Origin of the sequence: Paenibacillus sp. NAIST15-1 (genome assembly GCF_001894745.1) — a bacterium.
GTDB classification, from domain to species: Bacteria; Bacillota; Bacilli; order Paenibacillales; family Paenibacillaceae; genus Paenibacillus_B; species Paenibacillus_B suaedae.
The window spans coordinates 26189-38824 of the sequence record NZ_BBYF01000018.1 but is presented as its reverse complement, the minus strand read 5'-3'; the positions used below and the strand labels follow the sequence as shown (position 1 = coordinate 38824).

9 protein-coding genes are annotated in these 12636 nt (G+C 49.9%); 7 read left to right on the top strand and 2 right to left on the bottom strand.

Annotated elements, in window-relative coordinates; genetic code table 11:
• Nucleotide 1 precedes the first annotated feature (1 nt).
• Nucleotides 2–3103, top strand: a complete 3102-nt coding sequence (locus tag PBN151_RS25275) for an efflux RND transporter permease subunit (protein ID WP_072731329.1) — start codon at nucleotides 2–4, stop codon at nucleotides 3101–3103.
• 286 nt (nucleotides 3104–3389) lie between these two features.
• Nucleotides 3390–4304 carry a type II CAAX endopeptidase family protein gene (locus PBN151_RS25270; protein WP_072731328.1) on the top strand — a complete coding sequence of 305 codons (915 nt, stop codon included), beginning with the start codon at nucleotides 3390–3392 and terminating at the stop codon, nucleotides 4302–4304.
• Between the two features lie 25 nt (nucleotides 4305–4329).
• Here the strand turns inward: PBN151_RS25270 and PBN151_RS25265 are convergent, their stop codons facing one another.
• Entirely contained in the window at nucleotides 4330–5247 is a 918-nt protein-coding gene (locus PBN151_RS25265; RefSeq protein WP_072731327.1) for a serine hydrolase domain-containing protein, read from the bottom strand.
• Nucleotides 5248–5829: 582 nt separating this feature from the next.
• Between PBN151_RS25265 and PBN151_RS25260 the strand changes: the two genes are divergently transcribed.
• From PBN151_RS25260 to PBN151_RS25245, 4 genes are all read left to right on the top strand, one after another.
• On the top strand, nucleotides 5830–6594 hold the full coding sequence (locus PBN151_RS25260; RefSeq protein ID WP_072731325.1) for an alpha/beta hydrolase: 765 nt from the start codon (nucleotides 5830–5832) through the stop codon (nucleotides 6592–6594).
• Between the two features lie 23 nt (nucleotides 6595–6617).
• The gene (locus PBN151_RS25255; RefSeq protein WP_072731324.1) at nucleotides 6618–7580 is read left to right on the top strand and encodes an ABC transporter permease; all 963 of its coding nucleotides are present in this window, start codon (nucleotides 6618–6620) and stop codon (nucleotides 7578–7580) included.
• A gap of 14 nt (nucleotides 7581–7594) precedes the next feature.
• On the top strand, nucleotides 7595–8497 hold the full coding sequence (locus PBN151_RS25250; RefSeq protein WP_072731322.1) for a carbohydrate ABC transporter permease: 903 nt from the start codon (nucleotides 7595–7597) through the stop codon (nucleotides 8495–8497).
• Nucleotides 8498–8596: 99 nt separating this feature from the next.
• Entirely contained in the window at nucleotides 8597–10192 is a 1596-nt protein-coding gene (locus PBN151_RS25245) for an extracellular solute-binding protein (protein WP_072731321.1), read from the top strand.
• 11 nt (nucleotides 10193–10203) lie between these two features.
• Here PBN151_RS25245 and PBN151_RS32105 read toward each other — a convergent pair whose 3' ends face one another.
• The gene (locus PBN151_RS32105) at nucleotides 10204–10341 is read right to left on the bottom strand and encodes a hypothetical protein (RefSeq protein ID WP_227775076.1); all 138 of its coding nucleotides are present in this window, start codon (nucleotides 10339–10341) and stop codon (nucleotides 10204–10206) included.
• A 121-nt stretch (nucleotides 10342–10462) separates the two neighbouring features.
• On the opposite strand from PBN151_RS32105, the gene PBN151_RS25240 reads away from it, so the two are divergent.
• The gene (locus PBN151_RS25240; protein ID WP_072731319.1) at nucleotides 10463–12628 is read left to right on the top strand and encodes a glycoside hydrolase family 3 N-terminal domain-containing protein; all 2166 of its coding nucleotides are present in this window, start codon (nucleotides 10463–10465) and stop codon (nucleotides 12626–12628) included.
• The last annotated feature ends 8 nt before the right edge of the window (nucleotides 12629–12636 follow it).

Sequence of the window (12636 nt, the reverse complement as noted above, 5' to 3'; positions counted from 1 at the left end):
CGTGAAAGTAATCGACGTCTCCGTTAAGCGTCCTATCGGCGTAATGATGCTCGTGCTGGCGATTCTGGCACTGGGTTTGTTCAGTCTGCGCAGTCTTGCTATCGACCTTTTCCCGAAAATCGATGTGCCGATTGCTGTGGTCGCGACCTCCTATCAAGGGGCGGCTCCAGAGGAAATTGAGAAGCTGATCTCCAGACCGCTGGAGTCTTCTCTGAGCACGATTCAAGGGATTGACACCCTGTCGTCTCAGTCACAGGCGAATTCCTCGCTGGTCATGCTCCAATTCAAGACCGGCACGAATATGGACAACGCCCTGATCGATGTCCGGGAGAAGGTCGATCAAGTGAAGGGGATGCTTCCTGATGATGCCAATGATCCGACCGTGCTTCGGTTCGACCCGAACCAGATGCCGATCATTACGCTTGGCTTGACGGGCGCATCTCCAGAGAAGCTTCAAGAATTTGCGGACAAGACCATCATTCCAACCTTGGAACGGGAACGCGGGGTTGCATCTGTCTCTGTTGCTGGGGGCAAAACACGCGAAATTCTCGTTGAGCTGAATCGTGCAAGCCTGTCGCGGTACGGCATTACGCCATCTCAAGTGGTGCAGGCGATCAACGCAGAAAATAAATCTCAGGCAGCGGGCTCTGTACCGAAAGGTGTGCAGGATCTGCAAATCCGCGTGAAGGGCGAATACGGTTCCGTAGATGACATCAAGCAGACTATCATTCATTTGCCGCGTGGGGGACAAATACAAGTTAGTGATGTAGCTGTCGTCAAGGATACGTTCAAGAAGCAAACCTCGCTGACGTTAGTAGATGGCAGCCCTGCCCTCGTCCTGTCGGTACAGAAGCAATCGGATGCGAATACCGTAGCGGTTGCGGATAACATCGACAAGGGACTCGCAAAGATGAAGGATGTATTGCCGCAAGGCATTGAATTGAAGAAAGTGTCCGATACGTCGACCTTCATTCGTCAATCGATCGACAGCGTCATCGGCAATATGATGAGCGGCGGCGCATTGGCCGTCGTGATCCTGCTTCTCTTCTTGCGTAGCGTACGCTCGACCTTCGTTATCGCGCTCTCCATGCCGATCGCGATTATTTCGACGTTTACGCTCATGTATTTCACGGGGCAGACGCTCAATATCATTTCGATGGGCGGGCTTGCGCTCGGCATCGGGATGATGGTCGATAACTCTATCGTTATATTGGAAAATATCTTTACCTACAGGCAGCAGGGCATGTCCATGAAGGAGGCGGCCGTGAAGGGGGCATCTGAGCTCGCTTCTGCAGTTATCGCCTCAACAATGACAACACTCGTCGTGTTCCTGCCGATCGTGTTCATTCAAGGCTTGACTGCCGATATCTTCCGTCCGCTTGCACTGACGGTCTGCTTCTCGCTTATTGCATCGCTTGTTGTGGCGATTACGCTCATTCCGATGCTGGCATCGAAGATCGTATCCGAGAAGAAGATCATGCAGCAGGAGAAGAAGGGCTGGTATATGCGCTTCTTCGGCGGGTTTGTTGCAGGATACAAAAAGATATTGAAATGGGCCCTCGGACATCGTAAAATGACGGTGTTTGCCACGATTGCTTTACTTGTAGGGAGCTTCTTACTCGTGCCGTTCATTGGCATGGAATTCATGCCTGGCGGGGATCAAGGGCAAATTCAGATCAAGGTTCAGACGCCAAGCGGCACAAGTCTGGATGAGACGAAGAAGACCGCTGACGAAGTGGCAGCCCTGCTCAAGCCTTATGAGGGCATCATTGAGACGGCCTCGCAATCGATTGGCGGCGGTGGAGGATTCGGCGGAGGCGGAACGAATTCTGCTACGTTCACCGTTCAACTCGTTCGCGCTTCGGAGCGGGATATCAAGACCAAGGAACTCATGCAGAAATTAACGGATGCGACAGGCAATATTGCAGGCGCAGACATTACTGTATCTGCACAGGAGTCAGGCTTAAGTGCAGGAGCTCCGATTCACATCAAGCTGAATGGTCAGGATCAACAGGTATTAGAGGAAGTTGCGAATCAAGTGGTGTGGATGATCTCTGACGTACAAGGGGTATACAATGCAGAGTCTTCCGCTGCGGAAGGCAATGCGGAGTTGAACATTACTGTCGATCGCAGCTTGGCCGCTTCCTATGGCATCTCGTACCAGCAAATATTAAGCGAGATTTCGCTTGCCATGAATGGGCAGATGGCTACCCAATATCGGGAAGACGGCAATGAATATAATGTGAGAGTCATTATGCCGGAGGAAGAACGCAACAGTATCGCTGCATTGAATGCCTTAACGATTCAATCGCAGAATGGCCAGTTAATTCCACTGTCTGCTGTTGCGAAATTCAATCAGCTCCAAGGGCCTGTCATGATTCAGCGCGAGAATCAGCAGCGTCAAATTAACGTTACGGCTGATATTGCGGGCAGAGACTTAGGCAGCATCTCGAAGGACATTGAACAATCGCTGAAGAAAATGAATTTCCCAGATGGGTATTCATACTCCATGGGCGGAGCGAGTGAAGATATGGTGGAAGCATTCGGAGATCTTGGAATTGCACTCGTATTCTCCATCTTCCTCGTCTATGTCGTGATGGCTGTTCAATTCGAATCGCTGCTGTATCCGTTTATTATTATGTTCGCGATGCCGACGACGTTCATTGGGGTCATTGGCGGATTGTTCATTACGGGCACACCGCTGAGCGTAACGGCGATTATCGGTGTCATTATGCTCGCGGGTATCGTTGTCAACAACGCGATCATCTTGGTGGATTACATCAATATCCAACGCCGCAGCGGATTGGATCGCCATGAGGCAATCATGCAAGGTGCGCCGAGCCGGATTCGTCCGATCTTCATGACGACATTAACGACAGTGCTCGGCTTGCTGCCGCTTGCGCTCGGCATCGGGGAAGGCGCGGAAATGCAAGCGCCGTTGGCGGTTGTCGTAATATTCGGTCTATCCTGTTCGACGATCTTTACGTTGCTGCTGGTGCCAGTCATGTACACGTATTTGGATGATTTCTCGAACTGGATGAAGCGCTTGTTCACACGCAAAAATAAAGTAGAGAACGTGAGCGAAGCAACAGTATCTAATTAATTGGAACCACCTACAGTAACATCAAAAAAATCTTGGTATATAGCAAAGCTCCCACGAACGAATACAATCGTTTGTGGGAGCTTTTTCATTGTGATATACAGCCAACTCCAACCGGTACATAAAAGAATTGACATGTCGAATCGGACAGCTTACGCTTGATTTGCCTATTATTCTCATTTCTGGGTTGATAAACATGACTGTGCTTCTACTAGAATGCTGAAGTAGATAGGGATAATGGAATGAATGTGTAGATGGGAAATGATATCTTGGAAAGGAAAAGGTGCCGATGCCTCAACGAATACATGCATTACACGCGAGCTGGCTGTTCCTTGTCTCTTATGTATTAAGCAATATGCTGTCCACTTTTATTTTTCCTGACAAGCAGCCGTTGTACGCAAACTTGGGCCTATTCTTGCTCTATGTCATGTTTGCACAAGTTGGCTTGCATGTACTACCTTCCATTTTATTCATAAGGAGCAAGCGGATGTCTTGGAAGGCTGTATTCAAATTCCGCCACGTATCATTAAGTACGATGCTGCTAAGCCTCCTAATTTACGGAATCAGTCAGGTTCCAATGCTGTTCATCCATCAAGTCACAGAGCTTATTTCGAATGTTCTTGGTCGCTCGTATCAGATGTCCTATTATCCACTAGCTGCTGACTTCACATCGCTGCTCATGCTCATCATGGCTATCGGAGTATTTCCTCCGATATGCGAAGAGTTGCTGTTTAGAGGTGTGCTATTGTCCGGATATGAGGAAAAGGGCAAATGGTTTGCAGCGGCGATGAGTGCTCTCCTGTTTGCTCTATTTCACGACAATCCGTATCGGCTGCTGGAGCTGTTCTTTTCCGCATGGGTTTCAGCCATAATCGTGCTTCATGCCCGGTCAATCTGGCCGGGAATAGTCATTCACTTGGCCACAAATACAACCTATGTCATTGGTTCCTATTTGAAGGGTGGAGACCTCGTTATGGGCGTCACTTCAACCGAAGCATCCCCGAATTATTGGATAATAGGAGGATGGGGAGCCTTGTCTGTTCCGGCTGTTTATATAGGGTATATGCTGCTGCGAATCATTGCCAAGAAAGAACAGAGCAAGGAGAGTCACAACAGCACCAGTCAAATGGATCGTAGAAAAGGGTATAGCTGGCTAATCCCGATTTTCCTGTCACTTCTCATCTTTGTACTTCAGGTCATGTAACTAAGGCTTTTTAACATTTCCACACCTATAGCATCGGCCAAATCTTTGACCACACCGCATCCAAAATATCCTGCAGCCGATCTTCCTGACTATTGATGGCGATCACGGCATCCTTATCGGGCATGACCATACAGAACTGTCCATGCGCGCCATCCGCCCGATAGGCATTGTGGGAGCACATCCAGAATTGATAGCCGTAGCCTTGACACCAGTCACGGCTGCCTTCATTGCCGATCTGCTTGCTCGTTGCAAGCTGAATCCAATCGGCAGGGATCAATTGTACCCCGTTCCACATTCCTTGCTGCAGAAGCAGCTGGCCGAAGCGGCTCAGTTCTTCGTTCGTAAGTGCCAGCCCGGCACAGCCCAGCGTTACGCCAAGCGGCGAGGAATCCCATTTCTCTTCTGTAATTCCAAGCGGCACGAACAGCCTTGGACGCAAGTAGTCGTGCACCGTTAATCCGACGGCTGCCTGTACCATTGCCGAGATCATGAAGGTATCTCCGCTGCTGTATGTGAACCGCTCGCCTGGCACTCTATCCAGAGACAGAGACATGTAATAGCGGACCCAATCCGTTTCCTGCAGCGAAGCTCGTTCCTCTGCCCAGAGAGGGGGAGAGTCATGACCGGAAGACATGCGAAGCAGTTCGCCCAGCTTGATGCCTGCGGGGTGAAGCAGGGGATTGGGCTCCGTGTGCATATGAGCGTACTGCGGGAACATATCTCCTAGCGTTGTGTCTAGGGTCAACTTGCCTTCCTCAATGGCGAGACCGACGGCCATGCATGTAAACGATTTGCTGATCGAGTGCTGCAACCGCCGACTGTCTTCGTTCTGATCCCACTTTCCGATCAATTTCCCGCCCTGACGAACCCGCACAGAGGTGACCTGCAATTGTTCAGCCTTAATCCGATTCACGAATTCGGTCAGGCTTGAGGGTTCTATCATCTCCATTACTCCTTTCTCAATATGAGTGGTATGTTCCTATATCCGCCCAAACCATTTCACGCGCATTAGAATTCGAGCACATTCCGTTTCGCCAAAACGCTTGTTGAATATGTCAGGGATGATCGATGTAGAAACGTGATCTAAATCTCTTCATGAAAATCATGAAATCACGCGTCACTATTGAATAGAAACGTTTCAATTATGTATGATGAAATCTATACTTCAAGTATGTCATTGGTTCTAGTGCGTTGTCAATGAGTCTATAGTAATCGCTTTCTTTTTATTTTATATCTCAAAAACTGGGTAATTGCCAATTATGAGTATTCAAATTTTCCCCCTTTGATCGAATGCACCAAAAAAAGCATTGACAGATTCAGGAACATAGATCTATGATTGTGTCGAAACGATTCGAAAGAGTTGCTTACATTACGCAATCATGTGTTTTCAGCGAGTGATTTTCACTTAGTTGCAGACGAAAAGCTGGATTACAGTAGCGAATGAACATGTAAAACGGTCGATGTTTGATGATCTATTAGCAGTCAGAACTATATTTCAAAAATCCAAAAATGAAAGGGATTACATATGGCGCATGTAACGATAGAAACTGGGTCGAACGTTTTGCGAATGAACACGAGCATTCACGTGATTTATCCCTTGGAATCGCAAACTCCGCCAAGCAGTACGCTCTATTTGCTGCATGGTGCTGGTGATAATGCGAGCACATGGCAGCGGCTGACGACGATTGAGCAATATGCGCAGCGTCACAATTGCACGGTAATTATGCCAGAGGCTAATCGCAGTTATTACACAGACATGGCGTATGGACTCGACTACTTTACATTCATTACCGAAGAGCTTCCCGATTTGTGCAGCAAGCTGCTCCAGTTGAATGTCGAGCCAGAGCATACATACGTTGCGGGCTTGTCGATGGGGGGATATGGCGCATTGAAATGTGCGCTTACCTATCCCGAGCGATACGCCAAGACAGTATCGTTGTCCGGAGTGACCGATATGCAGCGCCGACTTCGCGATCCCGATATGCCCCAAGGAATGGTGAGAGAGATGCAGGCGGTGTTTGGCATGGATTTACTCGTGAAGCCCGAGCAGGATCTATATGCGCTGGCTGCCAAGAGGATAGAAGCGGGAAGTGCGATACCGTCCATTCTGTGCTGCTGCGGTTCGGAAGATCCTTTCATCGAAATGAATCGAGCATTTGCTGCGCGCATGAATGCCGCTTCCTCATCCGGGTTCCATTTCCGCTATGTTGAAGATTCAGGCACCCATGACTGGGTATTTTGGGAGAAGCATTTGAGGACAGCGTTTGACTTTCTTTTTGACAACAAGTAGCTATCTGAGAGGGGAAATGCAATGTGAAATCTGCAGCCTTGCAGGGGCCAGACGGCAAGCTGAAGAGTCGTTCGAAGCTGGGAGCGCTGTTCAGTGAAATATGGAAGCATCGAATGGTATATACGCTGCTCCTTCCTGGGCTGATCTGGCTACTATTATTTGCGTATTTGCCAATGGGCGGCTTATCGCTTGCCTTCAAGGATTATAAGGCGAACTTGGGCATTTGGGGCAGTCCATGGGTCAGGTTCGAAAATTTCAAGTACGTGTTCCGTGATCCTGCCTTCCTCGATGCGCTGTGGCGGACGCTGTACATCAACATCATTAAGCTGGTCATACAATTTCCATTTCCGATCCTGCTGGCGCTCATGCTGAACGAGCTTCGAATGAAGCGTGCGAAAAAGGTATTTCAAACCATACTGACGTTTCCCCATTTCTTGTCGTGGATTATCGTCTCAGGGATCGTGATTAACGTATTAGCCTACGATGGACTCTTGAACAGCACGCTGACGCTGCTTGGCTTGCCAACGATTAATTTTCTTGGGTCAGAGAGCACATTCGTTCCGATGCTGCTGCTTACGGATATCTGGAAATCCGCCGGTTGGGGAGCCATTATCTACTTGGCCGCTATTTCGGGTATCGATCAGGATCAATTCGAATCTGCCCAAATTGATGGGGCATCACGGATGCAGCAGGTGTTCCGCATTACGTTGCCCAACATTATGCCAACCGTCACGGTCATGTTCATTCTGTCCGTAGGCGGACTGATGTCATCGGGCTTTGATCAAATTTTCAACTTGGCAAATGCAGCTACGAAGAATGTGTCTGAGGTACTGGATGTGTACATTTACCGGATCACCTTCCAATCTTCGACTGACTTCTCGTTCTCAACGGCGGTCAGCTTGTTCCGATCTCTGGTGAATATGATCCTGCTGCTTGCTGCCGATCGAGTAGCGAAAATGCTGGGCGGAGACGGGCTATTCCGATAAGGGGGGATGCAACAATGAGCAAGAAAACTGCACGGCGGTCATCGTTCCGCAGAGAGAAGATGACTGCTCTCGACTATATCTTATTTGTCATTCTACTTGGTATTGCACTGTTGATTCTCATTCCGTTCTGGAACGTCATTATGATTTCATTCTCGACGCCGAAGGAGTACGCCGACAATCCGTTCCTGCTGTTCCCGAAAAATCCAACGCTGGCCTCTTACAAGGCGCTTTTCACGGACGGAAGCATTCTTATGGGATACTGGAACACCTTCAAGCTGCTAATTGTCGGTTTGCCTCTAAGCCTGTTCCTGACTAGCAGCATGGCCTACGGACTTAGCAGAAGCAAGTTTCCGGGCAAGCGGATCATCTTTTTCCTTGTGTTGTTCACGATGATCTTCAACGGCGGTATTGTTCCGCTGTACCTGATCATGAAATCCCTGCATCTGACAGGGACATTATGGTCTGTCATTTTTGCCGGCAGCTTCAGCGCCTTCAACATGATATTAATGATGAACTATTTCTACAGCCTTCCGGAATCGCTGATGGAGTCCGCACGCTTGGATGGTGCGGGCGAATGGAGAATTATGTTCTCCGTCGTGCTGCCGCTGGCTGCTCCCATTATGGCAACCATTACGCTGTTCTATGGTGTCGCGTATTGGAACAGCTGGTATGATGCGATGATCTTCCTGCGCAAGGCAGATCAGCTTCCACTGCAGAATGTGCTTCGCACCATTATTGTAGAATCGTCGACGAACGCATCCAATGCGTCAAGCGTAGATGCTGTCGGCAAGCAAGCTTTTTCAACGGGGATGAAGATGGCTGCGGTGTTCGTCACGATGGTGCCTATCATGTGCTTCTTCCCTCTGCTTCAGAAGCATTTCGCTAAAGGGGTGTTGACAGGGGCTATTAAGACCTGATGATACACATAGATTTTTGTTATTTTTGCATGATGGTATGAAGGCAATATTCAGTATGCATCAAAAATCTATTATCCAAAAAACAAGGGGCGACAAAACATGAATGCAGACAAAAAGCTGTCGGTAAGATCCATTCTTCTCCTCTCGCTATGTCTGGTAATGCTGCTGGCTACGGCATGCTCGAAGGAGGGAGCGCAAGGAGGCAACGAGAAGGATGCAGACGGAAGTTACAAGGACAAACTCAACATTTCCGTGGCAAGCACCATTAATCTGAAGGACGAACAATTAAACAATGAGTTCCATAAGTTCTGGATGGATAAGTTCAATCTAGAGTGGGACTACAATTTCATCGAATGGGATTCATGGGCGGAGAAGCTGCGGTTGTGGGTCAGCTCCGGCGATCTGCCTGACGTAGCTACATGGAACTACATTCACGGCGACGCGATGAACTATATTGACCAAGGACTTCTGTACAAGTTCCCGGATGATTGGAAGGAGCGCTGGCCGAACGTAGCTGCTGCCTACAAGCTGACTGGGCTTGGCGAGAAGCTGGAAGAGCTGAAGGGCGGCACGTATATTCTGCCGCGTCCAGTGTACTACGAGAACAAGCCTGCTGATCCACTCGTCAACCAAATCGGCGTTATTGCCCTGCGCAAGGACTGGGCACAGGCTGTTGGCTTCGAATTGAAGGATGTGTATACAACAACTGAATTAATGACGTATGCCAAGCTGGTGAAGGAGAAGGATCCGGGCAAGGTCGGTGCGAATCTGGTGCCTCTTTCCTACAACGCAGGAGATGCATTGACGAACATCATTATGCCGAACAGCGAGCATTCCCGTGTGGAGTCTGCCTTCTATAAAGGAGAGGACGGCAAATATCACTGGGGAGCAGCGGATCCAGATACGCTTGCCGGTTTGAAGCTGATGCAGCAGGCGTACAAGGAAGGACTGTTGAATCCTGAGTTCTATACATGGAAAAACAGCGAGGGCAGCGACAACTTCCGCGTTAAAGGAGTTGCGGCAGTTACCAGCCTTGGCGGTCTGGCTTCCTACAGACAAGACGTGGATAAGGCTATGAAGAAGAACCTGGGCGTGAACAGCGATGATCTTGTTCATACCGCAATCGTGCTCGGCGACGACGGCAAATATCGCAATTTGGAGCAGGTGAATTTCTGGTCGGCGCTTATTTTCTCGCCGAACATCAGCAAAGAGAAGTTTGAACGGGTTATGGACTTATTGGATTATTCGACTAGCAAAGAAGGACAAATGCTCTTGAACATGGGCTTTGAGGGCAAGGACTGGAAATACGGCGACAACAAGGAGCTGGCAAGCCTGCTGCCGGAAGGGACATCGCTTGAGGATAAATATCCAAGCCGCTTCGAAGGATTGTATTTGTTGGGAGATGATTTCAGCATCATTAACCCGGCGATTAAGAAGGAATATCGCGAACGCGCCGTTCTTCATTATCAGAATAAGGCGAAGCTGGGCAAAGAGGGCGGCAAGCTGGCTGCTTACGACTGGACGGTTCAATTGCACGATTCCAAGGTGAAGAACCAGGCAACCTTCGATTATGAGACGGAGTATACGAATCTCATTTTGCAGAGCGGTGATCTGGAATCGAACTGGAAGAAGTGGGTGGAGAGCAAAATGTCGCTCGTTCAACCGGTTTTGGATGAGCTGAACAATTTGAAATAGGTACGATTTGTTTAAAGATGAACCCGGTATGCCAACTGTGCAAACGGATTGCTGCTGCCGGGTTCCTTCTCCACAATATTATTCTTCTCAATGAGGAATTTGCACAACCGATGATTCTCTGCACTTTGGTGTATGTACAACGGAGTCATCTATTGCGCAAGTCCCTGAGGAAGGAGAATCACTATTTTAGGAAATGAAAATGAAATCCCTTCGAATGATGACAAGTCAATGATCGTTCATACGAGAAATTCGAACCGTGGAGGAACTATTATGGATAATCAACAACTTCAAGCGCTTGTACAACAGATGACATTGGAAGAGAAAATTGCTCAACTGCTGCAGCTTACGGGACATTTTCATGAAGGCTCGGACAGCGACGGGCAGGTAACGGGGCCGATGGAGGAAATGGGCATAACGGAGCAGATGGTTGCGGCGAGCGGCTCTGTGCTTGGCTTGTCCGGGGCGCAGGCGGTAATCGATGTGCAGCAGAATTATATGAAGAAAAGCCGCCTCGCCATTCCGCTTCTGTTCATGGCAGATGTCGTTCACGGCTTCAAGACCATTTTCCCGATTCCGCTCGCGATCGGCTGCTCGTGGAATACGGAGCTCGCAGAACAGAGTGCGGCAATCGCGGCGCGAGAGTCGGCTGTCTCGGGCATTCATGTGACGTTCGCACCAATGGTCGATCTGGTGCGTGATCCGCGCTGGGGAAGAGTGATGGAAACGACGGGCGAGGATCCGCATCTGAACAGCTTATTCGCGCGGGCGTTCGTGCGCGGTTATCAAGGCAGCGATATAAAGGGAGATTTGGAGCGGCTGGCCGCATGTGTAAAGCATTTTGCCGCTTATGGGGCACCGGAAGGAGGCCGCGAGTACAACACGGTTGATATGTCGGAGAGAGCCTTGCGCGAATATTACTTGCCTGCGTACAAGGCAGCACTGGACGAAGGCTGCGAGATGGTCATGTCCTCCTTCAATACCGTCGACGGTATACCAGCGACAGGCAATGAGAAGCTGCTGCGCGGAATTCTGCGTGAGGAATGGGACTTCGGCGGCATTGTGATATCGGACTGGGCTTCCATACGGGAAATGATTGCTCACGGTGCGGCTGAGGATGATCGCGAGGCAGCACTTCGTGCTATACGGGCGGGCGTGGACATCGAGATGATGACGCCGTGCTACGTACATCATTTGCCGGGACTTATCCGCGAAGGCAAGGTAGATGAGGCGCTTGTCGATGAAGCGGTGCTGCGCATTCTGCGCCTTAAGGACAAGCTGGGACTGTTCGAGAATCCACTGCGCGGCGCGAATCCGGAACGGGAGCGTGAGATTCTTTTCTGCGCGGAGCATCGCAATGCATCCTACGAGCTGGCAGCTAAATCCTGCGTTCTGCTGAAAAATAACGGCATACTGCCGCTGCAGCCTGATACTAAGGTGGCGCTGATTGGGCCATTCGCCCAGAGCGAGGACATATTAGGCTGGTGGTCCTGCGTCGGTGCGAAGGAGGATGCGGTGAAGCTGGGCGATGCCTTGTTGGAGCGGCTGCCAAGCGGGCAGTTGAGCATCGCGGCTGGATGCGGGATCGAGTGTATGACAGCAGCTCAGTTGAAGGAAGCTCTCAATACGGCTGCTGCCGCGGATGTCATCGTGCTTGCGCTGGGTGAGGAATCCGCGATGAGTGGCGAAGGCGCCTCTCGTACGGATCTCCGTCTGCCGGAAGTGCAGCTTGATCTAGTGAAGCAGCTGAAGACGCTTGGCAAGCCGATGGCTGTTGTCTTGTTCAATGGTCGGCCTCTTGATCTGCACGGCGTCATCGAATCAGTGGATGCTGTATTGGAAGCATGGTTCCCTGGCAGTGAAGGAGGAGCAGCAGTTGCGGACATCTTGCTCGGCAAGGTGAATCCGTCAGGGCGGCTTACGATGTCGTTCCCACAATCGGTCGGACAGGTTCCGGTTTATTACAATCATTTCAATACGGGCCGGCCGCTGAATCCGAGCAAGACGGATGAACGCTATGTCTCGAAATATATCGACTGCTGGAATGATCCGCTGCTTCCGTTCGGCTATGGACTGTCCTATACATCGTTCGCCTACAGCAATCTGGAGCTTTCCAGCAGCGAGATATCAGATGAGGAGAAGCTTGAAATCCGCATAACGGTTACGAATACAGGAGCGAGAGCAGGTGTGGAAACGGTACAGCTGTATATCCGCGACATATCAGGCGAGGTTGTTCGTCCGCTGCGCGAACTGAAGGACTATGTGCAGATTAAGTTGGAATCAGGAGAAAGCAAGGAAATCCTCTTCCACGTAACCGAGGAGCAGCTGAGATATCACCATTCCGATCTTCGCTTGGCAAGCGACGAAGGGATGTTCCAAGTACATGTTGGATCGAACAGTCGCGATACATTGCAAGATTCTTTCCGACTTGTTCGCTGATACTGATT

Bases quoted from the DNA above. Each gene is read 5' to 3' on its own strand.
- PBN151_RS25270 (WP_072731328.1), top strand. From the start codon at position 3,390: ATGCCTCAACGAATACATGCATTACACGCGAGCTGGCTGTTCCTTGTC.
- PBN151_RS25265 (WP_072731327.1), bottom strand. From the start codon at position 5,247: ATGATAGAACCCTCAAGCCTGACCGAATTCGTGAATCGGATTAAGGCT.
- PBN151_RS25260 (WP_072731325.1), top strand. From the start codon at position 5,830: ATGGCGCATGTAACGATAGAAACTGGGTCGAACGTTTTGCGAATGAAC.
- PBN151_RS25250 (WP_072731322.1), top strand. From the start codon at position 7,595: ATGAGCAAGAAAACTGCACGGCGGTCATCGTTCCGCAGAGAGAAGATG.
- PBN151_RS25245 (WP_072731321.1), top strand. From the start codon at position 8,597: ATGAATGCAGACAAAAAGCTGTCGGTAAGATCCATTCTTCTCCTCTCG.
- PBN151_RS32105 (WP_227775076.1), bottom strand. From the start codon at position 10,341: ATGACTCCGTTGTACATACACCAAAGTGCAGAGAATCATCGGTTGTGC.
- PBN151_RS25240 (WP_072731319.1), top strand. From the start codon at position 10,463: ATGGATAATCAACAACTTCAAGCGCTTGTACAACAGATGACATTGGAA.